This is a genomic window from Spirosoma flavus (assembly GCF_054778555.1).
Genome location: NZ_BAAGZL010000002.1, coordinates 1364933 through 1387337 on the forward strand (window position 1 = coordinate 1364933; position 22405 = coordinate 1387337).

The 22405-nt window shown below is 47.0% G+C and carries 16 protein-coding genes; 8 read left to right on the forward strand and 8 right to left on the reverse strand.

Annotated features, from left to right (window positions below):
* Positions 1–82 precede the first annotated feature (82 nt).
* Both ACYVF1_RS14495 and ACYVF1_RS14500 read left to right on the forward strand, forming a co-directional pair.
* A complete protein-coding gene (locus ACYVF1_RS14495; protein ID WP_461079903.1) occupies positions 83–1252 on the forward strand; it encodes a glycosyltransferase in 1170 nt (389 codons plus the stop codon).
* A 20-nt stretch (positions 1253–1272) separates the two neighbouring features.
* On the forward strand, positions 1273–2424 hold the full coding sequence (locus tag ACYVF1_RS14500) for a glycosyltransferase (protein ID WP_461079904.1): 1152 nt from the start codon (positions 1273–1275) through the stop codon (positions 2422–2424).
* A 109-nt stretch (positions 2425–2533) separates the two neighbouring features.
* Here the strand turns inward: ACYVF1_RS14500 and ACYVF1_RS14505 are convergent, their stop codons facing one another.
* The 3 genes from ACYVF1_RS14505 to ACYVF1_RS14515 all read right to left on the reverse strand — a co-directional run bounded on the left by ACYVF1_RS14505 (position 2534) and on the right by ACYVF1_RS14515 (position 6302).
* Positions 2534–3388 carry a polysaccharide deacetylase family protein gene (locus ACYVF1_RS14505; RefSeq protein ID WP_461079906.1) on the reverse strand — a complete coding sequence of 285 codons (855 nt, stop codon included), beginning with the start codon at positions 3386–3388 and terminating at the stop codon, positions 2534–2536.
* Positions 3389–3484: 96 nt separating this feature from the next.
* Positions 3485–4249, reverse strand: coding sequence for a methionyl-tRNA formyltransferase (locus ACYVF1_RS14510; protein WP_461079908.1), 765 nt, complete (start codon positions 4247–4249; stop codon positions 3485–3487).
* A 61-nt stretch (positions 4250–4310) separates the two neighbouring features.
* Positions 4311–6302: a sialate O-acetylesterase gene (locus ACYVF1_RS14515; RefSeq protein ID WP_461079909.1), complete on the reverse strand. Its 1992-nt coding sequence runs from the start codon at positions 6300–6302 to the stop codon at positions 4311–4313.
* Between the two features lie 138 nt (positions 6303–6440).
* On the opposite strand from ACYVF1_RS14515, the gene ACYVF1_RS14520 reads away from it, so the two are divergent.
* From ACYVF1_RS14520 to ACYVF1_RS14540, 5 genes are all read left to right on the forward strand, one after another.
* Positions 6441–7373 (forward strand): glycosyltransferase family 2 protein, encoded by a 933-nt coding sequence (locus ACYVF1_RS14520; RefSeq protein ID WP_461079911.1) that lies wholly within the window; start codon positions 6441–6443, stop codon positions 7371–7373.
* Positions 7324–7980, forward strand: a complete 657-nt coding sequence (locus ACYVF1_RS14525; protein WP_461079912.1) for a WcaF family extracellular polysaccharide biosynthesis acetyltransferase — start codon at positions 7324–7326, stop codon at positions 7978–7980. Before ACYVF1_RS14520 ends, ACYVF1_RS14525 begins: the two co-directional genes overlap by 50 nt.
* Positions 7977–8747 (forward strand): glycosyltransferase family 2 protein, encoded by a 771-nt coding sequence (locus ACYVF1_RS14530; protein ID WP_461079913.1) that lies wholly within the window; start codon positions 7977–7979, stop codon positions 8745–8747. The genes ACYVF1_RS14525 and ACYVF1_RS14530 overlap by 4 nt, the downstream gene beginning before the upstream one ends.
* Positions 8748–8911: 164 nt before the next feature.
* The gene (locus tag ACYVF1_RS14535; protein ID WP_461079914.1) at positions 8912–10120 is read left to right on the forward strand and encodes an MraY family glycosyltransferase; all 1209 of its coding nucleotides are present in this window, start codon (positions 8912–8914) and stop codon (positions 10118–10120) included.
* A gap of 196 nt (positions 10121–10316) precedes the next feature.
* A complete protein-coding gene (locus ACYVF1_RS14540; RefSeq protein ID WP_461079916.1) occupies positions 10317–10637 on the forward strand; it encodes a hypothetical protein in 321 nt (106 codons plus the stop codon).
* 653 nt (positions 10638–11290) lie between these two features.
* On the opposite strand, the gene ACYVF1_RS14545 is transcribed toward ACYVF1_RS14540, so the two are convergent.
* From ACYVF1_RS14545 to ACYVF1_RS14565, 5 genes are all read right to left on the reverse strand, one after another.
* A complete protein-coding gene (locus ACYVF1_RS14545; RefSeq protein WP_461079918.1) occupies positions 11291–13243 on the reverse strand; it encodes a KUP/HAK/KT family potassium transporter in 1953 nt (650 codons plus the stop codon).
* A 1018-nt stretch (positions 13244–14261) separates the two neighbouring features.
* Positions 14262–16700 (reverse strand): glycoside hydrolase family 2 TIM barrel-domain containing protein, encoded by a 2439-nt coding sequence (locus ACYVF1_RS14550; protein WP_461079920.1) that lies wholly within the window; start codon positions 16698–16700, stop codon positions 14262–14264.
* 6 nt (positions 16701–16706) lie between these two features.
* Complete coding sequence (locus ACYVF1_RS14555; protein ID WP_461079922.1) at positions 16707–18905, reverse strand: alpha-amylase family protein; 2199 nt, start codon at positions 18903–18905, stop codon at positions 16707–16709.
* A gap of 127 nt (positions 18906–19032) precedes the next feature.
* Positions 19033–20415 carry a sugar porter family MFS transporter gene (locus ACYVF1_RS14560; protein ID WP_461079924.1) on the reverse strand — a complete coding sequence of 461 codons (1383 nt, stop codon included), beginning with the start codon at positions 20413–20415 and terminating at the stop codon, positions 19033–19035.
* A 26-nt stretch (positions 20416–20441) separates the two neighbouring features.
* Positions 20442–21269, reverse strand: a complete 828-nt coding sequence (locus ACYVF1_RS14565) for a phytanoyl-CoA dioxygenase family protein (protein ID WP_461079926.1) — start codon at positions 21267–21269, stop codon at positions 20442–20444.
* 124 nt (positions 21270–21393) lie between these two features.
* On the opposite strand from ACYVF1_RS14565, the gene ACYVF1_RS14570 reads away from it, so the two are divergent.
* Positions 21394–22272: an AraC family transcriptional regulator gene (locus tag ACYVF1_RS14570; protein WP_461079928.1), complete on the forward strand. Its 879-nt coding sequence runs from the start codon at positions 21394–21396 to the stop codon at positions 22270–22272.
* Positions 22273–22405: the final 133 nt, after the last annotated feature.

Sequence of the window (22405 nt, forward strand, 5' to 3'; positions counted from 1 at the left end):
ACAAACACATTTACAAATTTATCGACGCGAGCGCAGGAATGATGCTTTTTTCGTCACAAATTTGTGTTTCTTTTTCCTATAAATGCGTATTCTCATCGTCCATAATTTATTATGGGCTCATTATAAATCGGCTGTCTTTCAGGCACTTCAGCGTTTGGTCGACCAACGGACTGACTGCTCGGTACACGTATTGCAGATTGCCCGAAACGAGCGTTCACGGGCGGGACTTGAAGCCACGGCCAACGATCCATCAGCACCAACGTATCAGTACGACTACGAGCTCCTTTTCGACCAATTTCTCGACGACATTCCTTTAAAAGAACGAGCGAAAGCGCTGCTACGTCGTGCCAGAGCGTACCGTCCCGACGTAATAAACCTGACGGGATACTACGACCCGGCGCAGATTCTGCTGCTGCTTTGGGCAAAACTGAACGGCGTGAAAGTCATTCTACAAAATGAAAGTACGGAAACTGATCATCAGCGTGGTGGTTGGAAAGAGGCCTTAAAAAGATGGATTTTCGGACGATGCGATGGTTTTTTTTGTTTCGGAAGCCAATCCGCCGACTACTTAATTCGTTTAGGCGTTCCTGCCCATAAAATTTTACTACGTAAAAGTGCCGTCGATAATGACAGCCTTCGGACGGCTTATGAGCACGCGCTACGTTCCCGCACAGAAACTCAGAACAGCCTCAAATTACGACCGCATAATTTCATTTTCGTAGGTCGGTTGATTCCAGCTAAAAACTTATCAGCTCTGGTAACGGCATTTGCCGATGCCCAAAAGCAATCGGCTCAGGGCAAACAATGGGGACTGATTTTCTTGGGCGACGGCCCCGAACAGGCTTCGCTTCAGCAGCAGTCCGAAAACCTGGGCATTACTGACACGATTCATTTTCTGCCCGGTCGTCCCTGGTTTCAGGTGCCGGATGTACTGGCACTCAGCGATGTGCTCGTGCTGCCGAGTTTGTCTGAACCCTGGGGGTTGGTTGTCAATGAAGCGATGGTGTGTGGTTTACCCGTTATTGTTTCCGACCGCTGCGGCTGCGTTCCTGATTTGGTTCGAGACGGCCAAACTGGTTTTATTTTCGATCCCTACCAGCCCGAATTATTGATACAATTGCAACGTCGGTTCATGGACGAAACGGTCGACGTAGCATCGATGCGTGAAGCGGCTCGCGAACGTATCGCGCCGTACTCACCTGAAGCTGTTGCGCAGGAAATGCTCGATGGCTTTATGAAAATTGCAACCTAAGCGGTTATTTCGCCTTATCTATGCGAATTTTAAACATCTGCGCCTACAGTTGGGAAACCGGCGGCCCTCCCAAAATTATCTTCGATCATACCCAGGTTGCGCTACGTCTGGGGCATCAGGTTGACATTCTAAGCCCAATTTCGCCCAACGAAAAACCGTATACCGTCCCCGAAGGCGCCCGACTGATTCTCTGCAAACGTACCACGCCTATCAGTACGTTTTTTCGGGAGTTTTCCGTTGAGTTATACCAATATCTGAAAAAACACATTCACGAATACGACGTTGTGCATTGCCACGGTTTATGGCATTTTGGTACGTTGGCCCCGTTCATGATTGACCGTAACGTAGCGAAAGTCATTACCATTCACGGTGTGCTCGACCGTTGGGTGTATGCGCATAACAACTGGAAAAAACGGCTGATGGATACGTTAGCCCAGAAAGCCTATCTGCGCCGGGCCGATCTTGTCCAGATCAACAATACCGACGAGCGTGCGGATGTGCTACGTTATTTGGGGTATCAGCATCCGAACGTAGTGATTATTCCGAATGGGGTGAAAATGAGTGATTTTGCCAAACTTCCTCCGCGTGGTACGTTCCGGGCAAAATTCGGTTTTCCGGCTGACAAAAAGCTGGTGCTGTTCATGAGTCGATTGAACGTAAAAAAAGGCTTGGATCTGCTTTTGCCCGGTTTTCGGGATTACGTACGCAACCATCCGAACGCCATGCTTGCCCTGGCCGGTTCCGACGATGGTTATGAAGAAACAGTACGTCAGTTTATTGCGCAAAATCAACTCGGCGATTCGGTAAAGCTGGTTGGTATGCTCACGGGCGATGATAAAAAAGCCGCTCTCGCCGACGCCGATTTGTTTACGCTTCCCTCCTACTCTGAAGGTTTTTCGATGGCGGTACTGGAAGCAATGGCGGCTGGTACGCCCGCGTTAGTTTCAGACCGGGTCGGTTTCGGCGAAACGATACGTGAGCACAAAGCTGCCGAACTCGTAGATCTATCCCCCGAAGGGGTCCGGAAGGGGCTGGAAAATATGCTGGGCAACGATGCGCTACGTCAGCAAACCAGCCAGAACGCTACTGCCCTGCTGGAAGCCCAATACGACATCGACATTGTTGCCAAACGGCTGCTCGATGAGTATGCGAAGGTGGTGAAGCCTGAGTAATTATAGAGTTGTAAGGTTATAAAGTTATAGGGTTGTAAAGTTGGCTGACGCCTAGATTGCTTTCGCGTCAGCCAACTTTACAACCCTATAACTTTATAACCTTACAACTCTAGATATCTACAACCCTCCTCGTTACGTTCTTCCAGTCAACTTGTCGATCAGCTTCGGCCAGGTCAGTGAACGGGAACTCCTGCAATAACTGCTTGAGTTTGGGCCAGCATCCCCGCAAACCGTAGTACGATTTAAACTGACGCACTCGGCTCAAGCCCGGAATCATGGGCTGGTCGGCGTCGAAATCGCGGGGGTGAAAATACGTCATGACGTACTTTGAGCGATTGGTGAGCCGCTTGATGAGCTGGTAAGGAAACAGTCGAAAATAGCCACCGCCCGAAAAAATCAGGTCCTGGCCGAAAACAGCGGCTGTATTGATAGGAAATTCTTTCAGCAACGTACCGTTTACATCCAGATAACCCGGTTCGAACATGCCCAGCGACGCATCGCCCCCGTGCGCCCGACGAGCGGAAAATACCGAACAATCAATCTCGATACCATTCTCAATCAAAATCGGGAACACCCAACGATTATACTCCTTGATAGAAAAACCGGGAGCCCGGTACGCCCGAATTTTTTTACCTGTCAAATCCTGCAAATGCTTGATTGACCGCTCCAGATCAGCCTGAAACTCGGCGGGGGTTTGCTCGTAGGCAAGCTGGTGCGCATACGAATGCGTAGCAATTTCGTAACCAGCCGCATCGATTCGCCGAATTACGTCGGGATGTTTGTCAGCCACCCAACCCAGGCAGAAGAACGTAGCGCGGCTGTTGGTTTCGTCCAGAAGTCGGAAAATCTGGTCCATATTCTGATGAATTCGGGTCTCGTACCGACTCCATTCAGCCTCGGTACGGGTAGACGAATTGTCTAGAATATGAAACCATTCTTCAATATCAAATGTCAGGATGTTCATTGTTAATAAATAATGTGTAATGAACGATGGATAATGAATAATGAACTTGGCATCAATTGGATACTTCCGTGTCGATTATTCATTACACATTATTAATCAATAAAACCGTTTGCCAGCCGCTCGAAATGCTTTTACGTCGTCGCGGGTCGGGAAGGTGAAATAGGTCATCTGTGAGGCATCATTCTCGATGAGTTCGTACTTCCCAGAATGTATTTTTTCGATGGATTCCAGAATGGCATCCATACCCATCTTCTTCGTTACGTCAATCAATTCGGCCTGACTCATGTTGCCGATGGCCAATTTGTTCTGTACCAGAATTGGTCCACTGTCAATCCCTTCATCCACAAAAAACACTGATACACCCGTATGCGTCTCGTTATGACGTAGCACCCAGAACGAAGGCATCAGGCCCCGGTATTTAGGTAATAAAGCCGTATGCAAGTTGATACACCCATACGTAGCAACATCTAGCAGCCTTTGCTTAAATATCTGATTACCAGCAATAGATACAAGTAAGTCTGGCTTATATTCTTTAATCTTCGCGAGATTTTCTTCTTTATTAATGTTGCCCTCGATATGAATAAGTGGAATCGAACGCTCGGCTAACACCTTTCGGACATTGTTACGGCTATCTAATTTTGACGCAACGAATTTAAGGCCGTACCGAATGAAAAAGGACGGGCCGAAAATGTCGTACGTTTTTTTCATTTTATCCCGAAAACTCTCCCGCTTTCCAAACGGCGATACGTCGAAAACAACCGTGGCTACAACTTCAGCGTAGGGCGGTAATTTTTTCAGCAGGTAATCAATATTTCGGGCGAGGTAAAAAGGGTCATCCTGCGTAAGAATCACAAGGCGCATAACTCATGGAGACTGGTAAAGTCGCAAAACTACGCATTCCCGCCGAAAGACGGTGATTGACTTATTCAGCGATAATCACTTTCTGGCTGATTATCTGGCCACCCGTCGTTTGCACTCTGACTACATAGGTACCGGTCTGAAGACTCTCTAAAGAAAGTACAAGAGCATTCGAAGCCGTTCCTTGCCAGCTTTTTACGCCCCGCCCCATAATATCGTACAGAGCAACTTTCGTAAATGCCATTTCGTAGGCGGTCACGTTTAACCTCCGGTCGGCACCAACCGGGTTGGGGTAAACCTGTACACCTGGCTCTGGAGTTACTACCCCTGACGGACGGGCGCTTACTACGTTGCTATAGAGCGACTCCGACGTAGCACTGAAACCACGCAACCGGTAATAGTACGTACCGGAAAGATCGGGCAGGGACGTATCGATGAATGAATTGACCGTTCCGTTCAACGAGGCAATCTGTTTGTAATTAGTTGCTGTTGCGTCGGCACGTTCCAGCACCTGCGTCTGCGCGTTGGCCGATGCCGTCCATTTCAATTGAATCTGTTTATCAGAGAAGGCAACCGCGGTCAGGCTAGTTACTGGTGCAATGGCGTCGGCAATTGGTACGTTGTCGAACGAGAAGGCGCGCATTCCCCGTGTATTGCGGAGGGTTGGCCCGTCATAATAGGTTGTCGTGAAATCGGCGAAATAATCGGGCAGGTAACGTAGCGTTTTAGCGGAAGCTGGTTGTTTCAGGCCCAACATAATTCGGTTACCCCGCGCTACGCCCCCCGTCACCAAACCGGATTGCTGATCGAGATAATAGAAATCTTTCTGCTGGCGTGTGGCAATAACTTCACCCGTAGCAAAGCTATAGAACGTAGTGTCGGCTTTCCAGACCATCTGCATCTGATCGTCAAAAACCAGCGAAATAGAATCTTTTCGGGCATTGTAAAATACCTTTTGTATATCCGGCGAGTTAATCTGGAGCGTATCTTTCGAGCCGTAAATATCCCGGCTGATTTGCCGGAATTGCTCAAAAGCCAGCCGTTGATTGGCTTCTCCATCGTAATGAACCCCATCGAAACCCGGCGTTCCGACCGTGGCGATGGTTTCCACATTTTTGAACAGATACTTCGTCCGACGCTGGAAATCACGTAGCGCCGAAGCGCCCGTACTTGCCGACATTATATTAATCTGGCCAATGTAAATTCGGCAATCGCCGTAGTCCTCGCGAAACTGCTTGTAAAGCGTCGTGAATTTTGCATCATAGCCCGGTATACCCGTACCAGCGTCTTCTTCGCCCTGTTTCCAGATGATGGCTTTAATGACTTTAGGGTTGGCGGCCCACTGAGTTCGGTAAAGTAATCGGCCATAAATATTGGTTAGGCTAGCATGATTAGTATCAGTACGAACCGACAGATCAGCGATGGACGTTCCTCCCTGAGCCCCGTTGATCACGCAGGTTGGAATACCATGTGTTTGCAGAATCAGCCGTTGAAGCGTCAGTCCAAATCCCCCGACACTACCATAAGGATCTTTAGCCGGATACCAACTCATCGTAGCAGGAATATCGGTCAGCGGGACCCCATACGTATACGTACAGTTGCGTAGGTATTTATCATCGAAATTAAACGAATACAACGTTCCCAGTCCGGCAGCCGCCAGTGCGTTTGACTGCCCATGAATGATATAAATATCGCCACAGACAATACGTTCACGGGTTGTAAAAAGCGTTGAATCAGCGTCTTTATAAAGGAAGACACGAAATGTGTATTCAGCGGGTTCAGCCTTTATTGTAGATGCTAGGCGGAACGTAGCGCCATTATCGGTTGGTGAAAGAGCCTGACTAACCAGTTTGGTAGCGACACCTTCCCGTAGCATCTGCACCGCGATTTTGGTGTAACCCGCTGCCGTCATTTTACCGCTTACGACGACCTCGGCCTGGTTCGTTGCATCGCGCGGATAGAGTTGTAAGTTGCGGGGTACCTGCTCGAAAGTAAGTTGGGCGTTCGCTGAGAAATAGTACAAAAACAATATAACACTTGCGTAAAGTTGCTTCATTGGCTTTGTCCCCTATAAAAAAAGTTATAATATTGCGTGGATAAAATCTCTGGCAAAGGGAATAGTAAAAATAGCACCTTTTTTCATATTTGCCGATACGCCTTCTGGCGATTTGTGAACTAATAGTTACTCTGGAGTATGCCTGATGTTTCTGTCATCATATTGACTCATAACGAGGAAAAACACATTACCCGCTGTATTCAGAGTTTACTTCCGTTTACCAATAAAATTTTTATTGTTGACTCATTTTCAACCGACCGTACCGTTGAGATTGCCCGGTCGCTGGGGGCAGTGGTTGTGCAGAATGCCTGGGTAAATTACGCTACGCAATTTAATTATGGGATTGCTAATACGCCATTTGAGACGGATTGGCTAATGCGGATGGATGCAGATGAGTACGTAATGCCCGAATTAGCCGCCGAAATCAACAGTCGAATGGCGAGTTTACCGGCGAATATTGGTGGTGTATACGTGAAGCGCCGGGTATTTTTTCTGAATCGGTGGATGCGCCATGGCGGTTTTTATCCTATCTGGCTGCTACGTCTGTGGCGCCGGGGCGATGGTTTCTGTGAGCAGGTCTGGCATGATGAACACATCAAACTGACCAAAGGCGAACCTATACAGTTTACCAACGACATTGTTGACCATAATCTGAATAACCTGACCTGGTGGACGCAGAAACATAATCATTACACCATTCTGGAAATGGTAAACCTGCTCAACTATCGTCACCATTTCGACCGGGCCGAGAAAGTACAACCTCGTCTGTTTGGAACCCAAGAGCAACGAATTCGATTTTTAAAAGAAAAGTATGCTTCGGCACCGCTGTTTACCCGACCGTTTATCTATTTCGTTTACCGATATTTTATTCGGTTAGGGTTTCTGGATGGACGCGCAGGGTTGGTCTGGTGTTTTTTACAGGCGCTGTGGTACCGTTTTCTGGTCGATGCCAAACTCATGGAAGTAAAACTCAGGGTTGGTGATGATAAAGAAGCCATTATTAACTATTTCCGAACGGAATATGGAAAAGACCTCCGACCGACTCAACGCGAACGAGTTGATCAGGACTAACGAGCGCGACGCAGCGGGTCTACCCCAGTCTAATGAACCAACCGTTCAGGAAAGCCAGGGAAAAACCGATTTATCGCGATTCGACAATAGTTGGTATAATCCGGGCTCGCGGCTGAAGATTGTGCTATGGTTTCTGGTCAACGCCTTTTTTCTGAATACGTACCTGCCCATTCCGGTGCGATTTAAGCTGGCCGTGCTACGTTTGTTTGGCGCAAAGATTGGGAAGGGCGTAATGATTAAACCGGCGGTTAACATCAAATATCCGTGGTTACTACGTATTGGTAACTACGTCTGGATTGGCGAACAGGTTTGGATCGATAATCTTAGCGAGGTAAGCATAGGTGATAATACGTGTTTGTCGCAGGGCAGTATGTTGCTGACGGGTAATCATGACTACCGTCGTTCGACATTCGATTTGACAACCCGCCCCATTACGTTAGCCGATGGCGTCTGGATTGGCGCCAAATCGGTTGTATGCGCGGGCGTTTCCTGCGAATCGCACGCGGTGCTGGCCGTGAATTCGGTAGCAACGCGCACGTTGAACGCGTATGGAGTTTATCAGGGAAATCCGGCGGTTTGGGTCCGACAACGAACCATTACTACGTGAAAGTTTCTATTATTACAGTTGTTTACAACGGAGCGGCTCACATTCGGGATTGTATTGAATCAATTGTGAATCAGACATATCCAGATATTGAGTACATTATCGTTGACGGAAAGTCGACTGATGGCACAGTGGAAATTGTGCAATCGTACGGCACGAAAGTTGCGCGATTTATATCGGAACCCGACAAAGGTTTATACGATGCTATGAATAAAGGTATTCGTATGGCTACGGGTGAGGTGATCGGATTACTGAATGCGGACGATTTTTACCGGCATAATCGAGTTATTGAAAACATGGTCGCTACGTTCGAACGAACGGACAGCGATGCCGTTTATGGCGATATGCTTTACGTCGACCGGGACGATACCCGCAAACTTAAGCGCTACTGGCGGTCGGGTTGGTATACTGACAATGCGTTTAAGTGGGGATGGATGCCTGGCCATCTATCTTTTTTTGCGAAACGATGGTTATATGAGCAGTACGGTCTGTTCCGAACGGATATGAAGAGTGCGGCCGACTACGAATTGCTCTTACGATTTATTTACAAAAATAAGGCCAAACTTGCCTACATGGACGAGGTTACGATTGTGATGCGAGCAGGTGGAGTCAGTAACAGCAGTTTATCCAATCGGCTTCGGGCCAATCGCGACGATCAGCTCGCCTGGCAACTCAATGGACTGAAACCTTATTTTTTTACGATCTGGCTGAAGCCGTTACGTAAATTAACGCAGTATGTTACTAAACCGCCTGGCTGGCCTGATGAATAACCGGTTAAGCCGTTCAATCAGTTTTTTGCAAGTGGCAAAAATAAAACTGAGATTTTTACCTATCATCGTACGGAAAACTGTATGATGGTATCGAAATAAATAAAACGCTCGTCTCACATTGAGCGATCCCAGGTGAGAACATACACTTTTACCTGTTCTGACTCATGAATATTGATTTATTTATTGCTTACCTGCAACATAAATTCGCCGACGATCTGTTTACACTTGGTCTGTACCAGTGCATACTTTCGTTTTTGGTAGCCTGTTTTGTATCAGTCGTCTCGATCCCGGTTGTTATTAAGATTTCGGCGTTAAAGTCGCTCATGGAAAAAACCGGCGAGCGCCGTTCTCATACCACACCTACCCCGACATTTGGTGGGATTGCCATTTTCGCGGCCATCCTGATTGGTTATTTCCTTTGGCCCAGCATCGACCAGACTGATATTTATCGCACAAATTTATCAGTTGTGGGTATGACCATCCTGTTTTTCATCGGTATTAAGGATGACTTAGTAGGTATAGATCCCACCAAGAAAATACTCTTTCAGGTTCTGGCAGCTATTATTCTGATTTTCTTTGGAGACCTCCGTGTCGACTATTTATATGGCATTCTGGGTTTCTATCATATCAATCCATTTGTAGGAACCGCACTTACTTGTTTCATTTTCATCGCTTTAACCAATGCTATCAACCTCATCGATGGTATAGACGGTCTGGCGGGTGGTATTGCTACGATTGCCAGTGCCACGTTTGGCGGGTGGTTCCTCTTAACCAATCACTTCACAATAGCCTGTCTGGCCTTTACGTTAGCTGGCGCCCTCATTGGTTTTCTCCGATTTAATTTTTCGCAGACAAGCAAAATTTTCATGGGTAATACCGGCTCGCTGATTATTGGCTTCATGCTGGCATTTTTCGCTGTACGTTTCGTAAGTCTGAATGCCTCTTATCGCTATGAGCCAACAGCATTCTTCAATGCACCCATCATTGCCATTGTTATTCTAATTGTACCTATTTTCGATACGTTGCGGGTATTTCTGGTGCGCATACTGTCTGGCAAATCGCCGTTCTCAGCCGATCGTAATCATATGCACCATATCTTGCTGGACAACGGATTATCACACGCTGCAGCTACCACCATATTGTGTGGCGTATCGTTATTCAACACTGTCCTGTTCCTGCTACTGCACCGGAATATTTCCAATACGTTATCTGTGGTTATTCTGGGATGTTTGTTCGGTTGCTATATGCTGGTAAGTTTCACCCTTAAGTTACGAATCAAATACGTGGGCACTCACCCCCGTCACCGCCGGGTTGTACTACGTCGGGAATTCCAGAAAGGTATTTCCGGGAAGCGTATTGTCGAATATCTTTAAGCACTACGTAGCAAGTTGTTAACAATTTGCTACGTTCGCCACTCCTACCACAGGCGTTCTGCCAAATACTTCGGGAAATGCTCTACTTATCAAGCCAGATTCTCCAGTTATAAAGTAGTGATGGTCAGCTTGATTTGGTGAAGTTAGATTTGCTTCATCAAATTACTTAACAGCCCGAATAGGGTAACCGCTGACGATGGCACTTCTTTGGCTTTTCTGGGGTATTGATGTTATTACGTTTCTGGCTGCTGTTTATTTTTTCTTTCGGGCGGTAGAGACAGCTCCCTCATTCGACCCCTTTTTTATGTTGGGATGGTTTGGGTTGATTATAACGCCATGTAGTATCGTTTTAGGTAGTTTCTGGCTTTATACCTGCAATTTTAATGTGCTCGCTGTGCTAGTAGCAGCTATTCCGGCCGTACCTGCACTTTTTTACACCTGCCTGAATTTGTTGCTGATTACGTTTGAAACGAACGTAGCAGGTTATCCAGTTCGCAGCCAGATATATGCAGAATAAAAGAAGAGTCCATTTTGGTAGTAGGCTATAAAATAAACTAGCTGTCTACCGACGTCTACGCCTTTTGACTAACCACCAAATACCTACCACAACTCCAATAAGTACGCCAACCGGTATCCAGAGACTCCCTTTGTAGATTGTACCAAAATAGTCGCCAGGTAGCGACTCCTGACTTGACTGTAGAAGAGGATTTGCCATAATCTATTTTCACATAAGTTTATAATGCTTGTCTCGTCAAAGCAATCAAAGAAACTTGATTAAATAAAGAGCCAAATTATGACTATTTACCTAATCAGGTTTCAGCATTTTGATGCTCATTTCTACTAAAAAAAGACGACAATTCCTTCAGGAATTCTTATAAGCTATTCTCATTCTTCCTCAACAAAACGGGACTTAATCAGTATATATTGGCCGTTTTGATACGTTAGTCTAGCATCACTCTCAACTAGATCATAGGTCATCGTCACGACACGGTCAGACTTATGTATCGTGGAGCCCATGCATCCTGTTGAAATTAAGAGCCAGGGCTGCGTGAGCAAAGCTCGAGAGCTGTATGAGTTCTAAAGTAGAATCTAACGATCAATTGGTTGTTGTGAAAAATTTACGCCCCATACTTAATTAAATAAACCTGCAGTTAATAGTAGCACACACTATTAGGTAGAAATTCGTTTTAACTGAATGTTTTCCACAGGCCGAATGACTAACGGTACTTTTTCAATTTTAATGGAGCTGCTATCCAGGCCAAACCAACGGGCTTCAGGTGTGGTAAAAGACTTTATCGTGAAATATATATTCATGATTAGTCGTTCGAGTTGGGGCAGTTCATTCTCAAAAGAAAGGAATTTCTCGAGGACAACAAACCGAAAATCGCCAATAACATTCTGACGACTAAGCGATTCATACCGACTTGTAATGTCAACCTCTTTGTTGCGCACCATATCTTCAATTACTTTACGAAAGAATAGATTAATTCGCTGTTCTACCCGAAAACCTAACCGGAAGGTTACCTTATATGCATCGTCTGGTGCAATTGTGTTCACCTTATATTCCATTGTGTAGGGATCGTCTGTAATATCGACATGGACAAACCAATAGATGTCAGCCCTTTTGGGTCGTTTTTGAAAAATCGAATAAATAATTTTCGATTCAATTTCTGACTGCCGAGCTGCATTGCTCATGAATACCAAGTGAGTTGCATATTTGGGAATACTAATGTCGCGGCTAAGTTCTTTGATGGACTTTATGTAATGGTCGATGCGAACGTATTCGGTTAGCCTGAGTTTAATACGAAAGGCTTGCAGCCAAATGTACATTACACTCGCAATCGATGACCCGATCAGAACGGATACCCAGCCTCCGTGTGGAAATTTGATCAAATTAGCTACCAAAAAGCTTCCTTCCAGGCCTAAATAGACAGTCAGAAACAAAACGATACCCCATCCCTGATACTTATGGGTATAGAGATAATACGACATAAGTAAGGTTGTCATCAGCATCGTTAAGGTAATAGCCAGCCCATAGGCAGCCTCCATATTAGACGATTCCCGAAAGTAAAGGACAACACCAATACAACCGCCCCAAAGAAGGAAATTGATACTTGGCACGTAGAGCTGGCCCTTTTGTGCACTGGGATAGCGAAGTTGCACCTTGGGCCAGAAATTAAGCCGAATAGCTTCACTAATAAGCGTGAAAGAGCCCGTAATTAGAGCCTGGCTGGCAATTACAGTGGCAGCAGTAGCAATAAGAATACCCAGAGTTAAAAACCAGGGAGGCATAAGTTCATAAAAGGGTATTCTGTTTTGTAATTGTTGTCCTTCCTGACTCAAAAGCCAGCTTCCCTGACCGAAATAATTCAGCAACAAACACGTTTTGACAAACACCCAGCTCACCCGAATGTTAGCCCGACCGCAGTGCCCCATATCTGAATACAGCGCTTCAGCCCCTGTAGTGCAGAGGAATACAGACCCCAGCAGCCAAAATCCACCGGGGTACTTGGCTAACAACCACCAGGCATGATAAGGATTGAGTGCAGATAGAATAGACGGCGACTGAATAATTTGTATCCCTCCCAGCGTGCCCAACATAATGAACCAGATCAACATAATGGGGCCAAAAGCAGTACCTACCACACTGGTTCCAAAACTTTGGATCAAAAACAGGATCGTTAGGATGCCAATGACGATCTGAACAATTCGGTCATCGCTGATAGAAGAATCTAGCAGCCGTAAACCTTCCACGGCCGAGGAAACAGAAATAGGTGGCGTAATGATTCCATCCGCCAGTAGAGCGGCACCACCAATGATAGCAGGCAAGGTAAGCCAGCGGGCGTGGCGACGAATCAGTGCATACAAGGCAAAAATCCCCCCCTCGCCCCGGTTGTCAGCTCGAAGGATCAAAATAACATATTTGACTGATGTTTGAAGGGTGAGTGTCCAGAAAACGCAGGAAATAGCCCCCCGAACAAGCTCAGCATTAATCCGGTTCATTGGCCCGATTATGGCCCGTAAAGTATACAAGGGAGAGGTGCCAATATCACCATATATAATGCCTAAAGCGACCAAAAGTCCTGCCGCTGATACGGTATCAAGGCGATGTTTATTATTCATAATGAATGAAGATTAATCCAGTATGACTGGAACATAAGACTAAATTTGCTGACCATCGTCAACAGAAAATGCCGGGGTTAATTCAGCAGCATAGGTGATCGAATGCAGCTTTGGAAGGGTCAAAGACCGAATAGAGAAGAAGTACGATTGAGAAAATAGCCGAAAAAAGATGCCATTTTATTCCTGCCAGCTCAGTCAGGCTGCCCCTAATTTCTGATTGTGAAAACAGCACATGGAAAATGCCTCACCAGACCTCGTACAGTTCGCAAGGAATGGACAGAGGTTTCCGGAGACAGTCTGGAATCAGGAAGATCTAGATCGATCTAAAAAAGTAAGCCAGGGGAGCACAATGACTTCTCAAATAAGCCACTGACAGCATCGGAGGTAGATAAGTCGGTAGCTATTAAAAAAAGGGCTGCTACTATGCCTAAAATAAATAGAAACCGGAAGGAAGAACTGACTACCAAACGGATTGGTCTTACCAATAGAGTCAGCGGTACGTTTAATGGCTACTCTACTCGATTGAACCGAATTAGAATTGGCGACATACTTGACGGGCAGATAAGCTTGATAACAGTCTCCCCAAGTATTGACGATCACCCGGGTATTCACTTCAAGAGCTGAAATGAAGCAACACAGGGTCAGCAAGTGTAAAATCCAAAGACGCCAGCGAGTTTTCACACGGCAAAGATAATAATTGAGCAAGCTGTAGCATTAATATGGTTGGTAATCTTTGTTACCCCTTTGCCAACATTTATTGATTCTGCCCGAATTGATAGTTCATTCTTCTACTATTAAGCTGATTCAGACACAACTTCGTCGAACGTTAAATACCAATTTTTGGAGCAGATAAACGACACTTCTTTAGTCTCAGGTTAGAACCTTTTGCGACAGAAAATCAATGTCACGTATTTTGATTGAACTAACCCTGATCTTAATATGATATTCTTGTGAATAGCTCATAAGCTCCAGAGTTGAGCGTATTGACATGATTGGGATTCTCCTGTATTTAGGTTAGTTAGCGTACCATTATTTTTAAATCCACCGATGGCAAACTGGGGGAACTTGCAGTTAGTGAGACGCTTCCAACAGACCCTGTCGGACGAATGACGGCTAAACATCGACCACGGAACGTAGTTTTTTGCGCTTGTTGAAAACTGCTCAGGTCTGTAGGATTCGCGTTTCCAACGCCCGCCAATTCACCTCCACCTGATAGTTGAAACATAATAGGAAGGTCTGCCGTAGGAATTACATTGCCATGCTCATCCAATATTTCAACCGTTACGTAGCACAGGTCGTTACGTGAAGCACGTATCACCGGTCGATCGGCGGTTAAACGAAGTCGGTGCGGCTTTCCGGCGGTACGCAGTTCGACAGCCCCCGTTGGTTTGCCATTTTCAAAACTTGTTGCTTTCAGAACGCCCGGCTGATACGGAACAGAAAAAGTCGCCGTAATTGTGGTATCGGGAAGGCGCTGTTCGCCAACAAGTTTGCCATTCAATTCCAGACGTATCAACGAACTACGCGAGAAAACACGTACCTGGAGTGGTTTCCCTTCAGCGCCCGGCCACGTCCAACTTTGTTGTTCGTCGGGCCACCCCCAGTTGGTAACAGTTTCTTTCATACCATCAGGAATGGGACTATGAACGGCTAGCGCAATGGGGCGATTTCGCCAGACGACATCGCGGTAATAAGATTGCGGCTTTTTAAAACCAATCAAGTCCAGATCACCGCACCAAGCGTTAAACCAGGGCCATGGCAGCACTGCTTTGGTACTGTCTTTGTCGGATTTCGGCTGAATAATTGTGTGTCCAATAGCCGTTTCGCCCATGTAATCCATCGCAGTCCAGACAAAATCACCGATGACGTAGGAATGTTTTTCGACCTGCTGCCAGTTTTCAAACGCTTCTTTGGCAAAGGTTTCCGTACCGACTATAATCCGTTCAGGATGCCGCTTATGATCTGATTCATTGTGTTTCCACTCGTAATTGTAACCGCCCACATCCAGCAGCGCAAACGCCTTATCCGAATCTTCCCAGACTTTGCCCGGATGCTCCCAAAATACGCAAAGCGCTTCGGTAACCGGGCGTGTTGGATCTAACCGGTGCACTTCATCAGCCAGTTTTTTGGTGATCTCCAGCCCCGACGGATCAGCTCGCTCATTGATTTCATTACCGATGCTCCACAAAATGACAGACGGATGATTTCGGTCGCGGTGAATCATAGCCGTTAAATCGTGCTGCCACCACGTATCGAAAAAGCGATGATAATCCTGCGGCTTTTTGGGTCGCTGCCACATGTCGAACGCTTCATCGATGACCAGCATGCCCAGCCGGTCGCAGGCGTCCAGTAACGCGCTGGAAGGCGGATTGTGGCTGGTACGTATCGCATTAAACCCATTGGCTTTCAAGAGTTCTACTTTTCGTTCTTCGGCCCGGTCGATCGCTGCGGCCCCCAACGGTCCATTGTCGTGATGAATGCAACCGCCTTTCAACAAAACGCGTCTACCATTCAGAACAAAACCTCGCTCAGCACTGAACTCAATCGACCGAACCCCAAACGTAGTGACTACACTATCCAGCCGTTTCTTGCCCAACAAAATCACTACGTTCGCCTTATACAAACGGGGCCTTTCGGGCGACCAAAGTTGTGGGTTCGCCAGGTTCAGTACGTGTTTACTCTCGGCTTTACCATTGGCAGCTAAGGTTATAGATTGCCGGGACGTAGTACTTACTGATTTACCGTTTGGTGCAATCAATGTAGTCTGAACGACAATCGGCATTGGCTTCTCGCTGACATTGTCAATCGACGTAGTAAGCTGCACCTGAGCCGATTTTTCGGTAATCTGGGACGTAGTGATTGCTACGCCAAATGGAGCGATATGCACCGGCTCAGCGACGGTCAGCCAGACGTGCCGATAAATGCCCGATCCAGTATACCAACGGCTATTTTGACCCAGATTTTTTACTCGAACGGCCAGCACGTTTTTACTTCCCGGCAGAGATAGATGAGGGGTGAGATCATAGCTGAACGGCGTGTATCCATAGGCATGATAGCCAAGATGATGCCCATTCAGCCATACATCGGTTTCGGTATAAGCCCCATCGAAATGAATGGTGACCGTCTTCCCTTTTTCTGCCGAACTGAGCGTAAAGGATTTACGATACCAGCCTGTTCCTCCAACGGTAAAACCCGTAGACGTACCGCCAACACTCGCTCGTGAAAACGGCCCCGCTACCTGATCGGGTTTCTGGTTCGGCAAATCTTCGATGCTCCAATCGTGTGGCAAATCCAGCTTTCGCCACGTAGCGTCGTTATAAGTTGGTTGCTCCGCCTGAACGGTACTGTCTTTCAAAAACCGCCAATCCGAATCGAAAAGCCGGGTTCGAGTGGATTTTTGTTGCCCAAACGCGTACGTAGTAACAAGGACGTAGCACGCTAAAAATAATCCCTTCATAATTACTTATTGGTAAACCAGAAACCCGTTCAACGCGGGGTTATTCTGTAAACTAGTAGCCTTGATTGTCAACGTACCGTTTTTCCATTCCCACGCGCTGAACGGTTTTTCGACTTTATTCAAAACAGCCACAATTTTGGTTGGTTTCTTTGTGAGAGGCAATTCCACAAAACCACCATCAAACGGAATCAACGCTAGTTTTTTGGTCTCAAAAATAGGCTGCTCGTCCTGCGAAATTAAGGCCCATCGGCCCTGCCATTTCATGTTCTTAATCGCCGATTTGTCAAAGGAAATCTGACTTTCCCGTAGCGCCAGTGCCGTCAATCGGTTGTTTTCCAGACGTCCCCAGCAATTGGGTATAGGTTCCTGCGAGAAACTGCCTTTATGGCTATTCAGCCACAACGGCGTCCAGCCAACTTTCGTCCGATGCCACAGAGCTAGCGCCATTCGTTTACTAATTTTCTGAAGCGGCACCGGCGATCCATCGTCCAGTTTACGGGGCAGCACCGCACTCTGCCCACCAATAATGGCTGTATTGAGTAAAACCTCCGCGTCGGCGTTCCAATCGTAGCCGCTCGACGCCGTAATAGCCGTATTCTGCTGCCCCGCCAGCGAACTCCAGACACTCCATTGTCCGTGGCCTTCAATCTCGTGTCCGCCCGCATCGCCCATATCATCCAGCGCCAGCAGATTCTGAACGGGTCGAAACAGGGGATGAATCGAATAGTATTGAATCGTGATGTTCGGATTGATTTCGCGGGCCGCTTCCGACACCAGCTTGAGCAGCGTATACGCCAGATTTTCGCCCCGCAACGCCGGATTTCGGGACGTAGCAACATCAGGACTGGGAATCCCATAACCGAAATCCAGTTTCAAAAAATCGGGTTTGAGGTCACGAACAATGGCTTGCGTCCGACTTCGAATCAACGCCACTGCTTTCTCTGAGCTAGGGTCCAGACAGTAAGCCCCATTCCCGTGCGGATTCATATTCCAGGCAGTTTTTACGGGTTTGCCATCGGCCCCACAAAGCAAATCCTCGTTCGTCAGACCAAATTTTTCTGGTTCGCCCAACCAGATGATATTCTGCCAGTAACCGGTTTTTAAGCCTTTCGAGCGAATGTAAGCCAGGTCTTCTTTGTAGTCCGGGAAACGCTTTTCATTCCAGATACCGCTTCCCTGCGCACTTTCCCAGGAATCGTCAATGGCGAGAATGTCGGCTTTAAAATCCAGCGCTTTGTCGGTGATCGCTTTTAGATTGAAATCTCCATTTTTGAAGTCGCCCCAGGTGTTCCAGACATTGAGTTGATGATTTCCGGGGGCCGGTGTAAATGGTCCAAACGAATCGAAGTAGGCTTTGTAAGCGTCATAAGCCGTTGCAGCCCAGGTGATACGTAGCGGCTCGTTCCAAACCCGTTGGTTAGCCGTCGACTTACTCCATAAATCTTCCCGGTAGAGATATTGCAAACACCCGTTCGACGATTGAATTTTATAGACCATAGCCGCGTCAAGAATGCTACCGGCTCCCAGCACAATCCAGCCGGGCTGGTTACCCATAGCACAACTGTAGAAAGGACGCGGGAAAGCTGCTGCATAGGGGGTACCTAAACTCGGCCCGAAACTGCCCAGCGGCAACGTAGCATGGCCCAAATCCCACATCCGAAAGAAGCTTTGGGTGGGATTGCCTTTGGCGCTGGGAATGCAAATGCCGGCGGCTTCCCAGTCGGGCCAGAACGGATATTCCTGCGTCGGCGCGCGAACTTTCTCCTCCGCACTCATGAGCGACGTACCGAAAAACATCGAAATCAGTTTGGGTGGCGTACCGTTCCAATCAACGGTTAATTTCGTGATACGTATCACACCCTGCGAGTAGCTGATTTCTAGGTTTCCACTTCCTAATGTACCAAAGGCCAGTTTTACCACTCCCCCATTTTCCCGCAGATTGCTGGCATCAACAAGTGTCGCCTTAACGTATTGGCGCCCCGCTGGTTCGGTTTGGAGCCAGAAAGCGGGCAAAAGGCTTCCTTTCCAAAGCTGTTGACGGGGGGTTTCTTTACGTAACAAAGCCGAATCTTTGGCGATGTCCCAATAAAATACGTAGCCATCGGATTTAACAGAAAAAATATTTCCAGCCAATACGTTGCTGGATAGAAGTAGATATAGGCAAGCGTATAAATAGCTTTTGAAAGCGAGAAAGGAAAGCTTCATCTAGTGTTGTTTACGGTTTGTGAAAAGTAGACTGAAGCAGGAGCCCTTTAAAAAAGAACTCCTGACTTATAACCAACCTAAGATTAATAAAACGTAATACTGAATGTCTCCCGATATAGCCGAAAGATTACGAGCGTTTTGTAAGCAGTTGTTCGATTTCTTCCAGTGACTTGCCTTTGGTTTCTGGTACGTTTGCCCGCACAAAAACAAAGTAAATCAGGCAGATAGCCGCATGAATACAGAACGTAGCAGGAAGGCCCAGATACGTTTTCATCACCGGAAACGAAGCCGTTGTGAAGAAGTTCGCAATCCATAAAGCCAGCGTCGACAACGCCATCGCATTCCCGCGAATTCGATTTGGAAAAATTTCGGAGAGAGCAACCCACGTAACAGGTCCCAACGTAGCAGCATAAATGGCAATGAAGCCCAGTACGAAGGTCAGAATCCAGTAGCCCGGCCACCCAAAATAAAAAGCCGTTGCCAAGGCCAGCGCATCCACACAAAGCAGCGCAGAGCCGTATAGCAGCAATTTCCGACGACCAATTTTATCAATTGCCCCAATGGCAAAAAAAGTGAAAGCAAAGTTGATCAATCCAAGAATCACCGATTGCAGAAAAGCGGAATCTTCGGCCATACCGGCTTGCTGAAAAATAGCTGGAGCATACGAAAACAAGGAATTTTGCCCGTCTGCCTGCGAAAAAACCGCGATTCCGACGCCCAACATGACAATTCCAAACAATTCTTTACTGAACAGGTCGCGAATATTTTCTTTGATTTCCTGCGAAAAACTTTGCCGAATCGCTTCGCTTTCCTGGTTGGCGTAACCACTGCCCCCGATCTTGGTCAGCACCTGATTGGCGAGTTCGTTACGTTGTTTGCGGATGAGCCAACGAGGGCTTTCGGTTACCAGAAACAAGCTGCAAAAGAAGAAAATCGCGGGTAGTGACTGCGATGAAAACATCCAGCGCCAGTTGTTTTCGCCAGTATCCAGCAGCAGGTAATTGGCGAGATACGCCAGCAAAATACCTGTTGTAATCGCCAGTTGATAAACGGTAACCAGCCGACCCCGAAAACGAGCGGGCGCCGTTTCGGCGATGTACATAGGGCAAACCAACGCTGCCGCCCCGACCGCTACGCCACTCAACAAACGGAAGAAAATAAACGTAGTGAAACCTGTTGCCCAGCCCGTACCTACCCCCGAAACGGCAAACAAAAGTGCGCAGAGAATCAGCGTTTTCTTACGCCCCAACGTATCACTTAACTTCCCGGCAACCAATGCCCCAACCGCAGAACCGAGGTTAATACAGCCGACAGCCCATCCGGTTTCGATGTTATCCAGACGGAAATAGTCGCTGAAAAAGCGCACGGTTCCCGAAATGATAGCCATATCAAAGCCAAACAGCAGTCCGCCGAGGGCCGCTACAGTGCTGACCAGATAGATGTACGTGAGATTGTAAACGTGCGTACCACGGCTTACGGTGTCGAGTTGAGTAGGAATAGCGATTGCCATACGGTTAATGTTATTTAGGATACCTGCTACGTCAAGGATACGTCATTTTCCTTGTTTAGAAAATCCGTCTGGTCAGTTATTCCCGAAACTTGCCAGGTTAAAAGAGCCTCGTCCGGAACGGTTTCCAACGGCGTAACGCAGGACGTAGAGGGCTCATTATAAGGAATATTCCCCTGTCGATTGTAACAGGAAATAAGCGACCACCGGGCATTTTCAGACAAGTTTGCTTCGGAGCGATGCAGCAGGTTACTGTGAAAAAATAAGGCGTCGCCCGGCTTTAACTCCACGTAAACAAGGTCCATCGTTTTCAGCGCCAGATCAACGTAGTGCTGTGAAGCACCGACCTGCTCGCCCGCAAAACCATGCTCAACCCGACCCATTTTGTGAGAGCCTTTAATGACCTGTAAACAGCCATTTTCTTTCGTCGCTTTCGTGATCGCTACCATGACCGAAAACATCTGATCAGGTAGGAGAAACTCGTTTTTGTACCAATACCCATAGTCCTGATGCCACTCCCAGGCCCCGCCCACGCGCGGTTCTTTCTGCATCAGTTTCGAGTGAAAATGACAGACCGGCGACGTATCATCCAGCAATTTGTCTACGGATTGCACGATACGTTCGCTACGAGTTACCAAGCTATATAAATCGTTTCCCGGCGTGAACCAGAGCGCGAGTTTGGTTTTTTTTCCAGACTGATCATTTAAATCGTATGAGTTCCGGGAAATGGTTTTGTCGTCAATGGCTACCTGATAAAGCCTGTCTATTTCCTCAGACGAAAACAAGTTCGAGACAATCAGATAACCATCCCGATGGTACTGCGCAATCTGCTCGTCAGACAACTGATATACTGACATAAGGTTGAGGGATTAAATTTCTTCACTTACTGATAAAATAGTATTTTGACAGTGCAAAATGACACTAAGAAAAGCCGAATTTCTACTAGTTTTGTCTCAGAAGGCGATACGATTTTAACAGGCTATGAAAGCGTTATTAGAGAAACTTCCTGCCACTGAGCGATCCTCGTTTAAACTGTATAATTTCCACTTTCCATACTTCCCGACCCCCTGGCATTTTCATCCGGAATATGAATTGGTACTGGTGGTAAAGAGTCATGGGCAGCGCATTATTGGCAACGGCATTGGCGATTTTACGGATGGCGATCTGGTGTTTATCGGCACCAACGTACCGCATATCTACCGAAACGATCCTGTTTTTTACCAAAATTCGCCTGACCACCGGGCTGAGTCGCTTATTGTCCATTTCCTGGAAGAGTTTCTGGGCGAACCCTTTATGGAACTCCAGGAAATGGCACCCATCCGACAACTGTTTCAGCGAGCCGCTTTGGGTCTCGAAATCCTGGGGCCAACCAAAGAATACGTCATTGCTCGCATGATGGAAATGCCGCAAACGGAAGGCATGCGTCGACTGCTCCTGTTGCTGGACATTTTAACTACCCTGGCCGAATCTCCTCATTTGCGCACCCTATCTACCCAAATTATTGAAGGAAGCAATCCGGTTGAAAGCGAGAAGGTAAACTTGGTTTTTGATTACATTTCCAGAAATTACCAACGCCGGATTGCCCTACACGAAATCGCCGATCTGATGAACATGTCCGTTCCGTCGGTCTGCCGGTTCATCAAACGGCGAACCCATAAAACGCTTGTTAATTTGATCAATGAATTTCGCATCAGTCATGCGTGTAAACTGCTGGCAGATACCAATTTATCCATTATTGAAATCTGTTACGATTGTGGTTTTCAGAACCTTTCCAACTTCAATCGACAATTTCGTCTATTGAAAAATTGTAACCCGCAAACATTCCGCAAGCAGCTCTGGAACAATAATTTGCAGGACTAGAAACTTAGGAATCTGGTTGAGTAAGCTAATCGTCGCGTAGCGACCCAATGTTTGTAGTCGGAAAGAATCCTCCTTTATCTCCCGTCGCGTAGCGACCTAACAATTGAATTGCAGTTTGGTCGCTACGCGACGG

Coding starts and splice junctions, on each gene's coding strand:
- ACYVF1_RS14495 (WP_461079903.1), top strand. CDS start 83: ATGCGTATTCTCATCGTCCATAATTTATTATGGGCTCATTATAAATCG.
- ACYVF1_RS14500 (WP_461079904.1), top strand. CDS start 1,273: ATGCGAATTTTAAACATCTGCGCCTACAGTTGGGAAACCGGCGGCCCT.
- ACYVF1_RS14505 (WP_461079906.1), bottom strand. CDS start 3,388: ATGAACATCCTGACATTTGATATTGAAGAATGGTTTCATATTCTAGAC.
- ACYVF1_RS14510 (WP_461079908.1), bottom strand. CDS start 4,249: ATGCGCCTTGTGATTCTTACGCAGGATGACCCTTTTTACCTCGCCCGA.
- ACYVF1_RS14515 (WP_461079909.1), bottom strand. CDS start 6,302: ATGAAGCAACTTTACGCAAGTGTTATATTGTTTTTGTACTATTTCTCA.
- ACYVF1_RS14520 (WP_461079911.1), top strand. CDS start 6,441: ATGCCTGATGTTTCTGTCATCATATTGACTCATAACGAGGAAAAACAC.
- ACYVF1_RS14525 (WP_461079912.1), top strand. CDS start 7,324: ATGGAAAAGACCTCCGACCGACTCAACGCGAACGAGTTGATCAGGACT.
- ACYVF1_RS14535 (WP_461079914.1), top strand. CDS start 8,912: ATGAATATTGATTTATTTATTGCTTACCTGCAACATAAATTCGCCGAC.
- ACYVF1_RS14540 (WP_461079916.1), top strand. CDS start 10,317: ATGGCACTTCTTTGGCTTTTCTGGGGTATTGATGTTATTACGTTTCTG.
- ACYVF1_RS14545 (WP_461079918.1), bottom strand. CDS start 13,243: ATGAATAATAAACATCGCCTTGATACCGTATCAGCGGCAGGACTTTTG.
- ACYVF1_RS14550 (WP_461079920.1), bottom strand. CDS start 16,700: ATGAAGGGATTATTTTTAGCGTGCTACGTCCTTGTTACTACGTACGCG.
- ACYVF1_RS14555 (WP_461079922.1), bottom strand. CDS start 18,905: ATGAAGCTTTCCTTTCTCGCTTTCAAAAGCTATTTATACGCTTGCCTA.
- ACYVF1_RS14560 (WP_461079924.1), bottom strand. CDS start 20,415: ATGGCAATCGCTATTCCTACTCAACTCGACACCGTAAGCCGTGGTACG.
- ACYVF1_RS14565 (WP_461079926.1), bottom strand. CDS start 21,269: ATGTCAGTATATCAGTTGTCTGACGAGCAGATTGCGCAGTACCATCGG.
- ACYVF1_RS14570 (WP_461079928.1), top strand. CDS start 21,394: ATGAAAGCGTTATTAGAGAAACTTCCTGCCACTGAGCGATCCTCGTTT.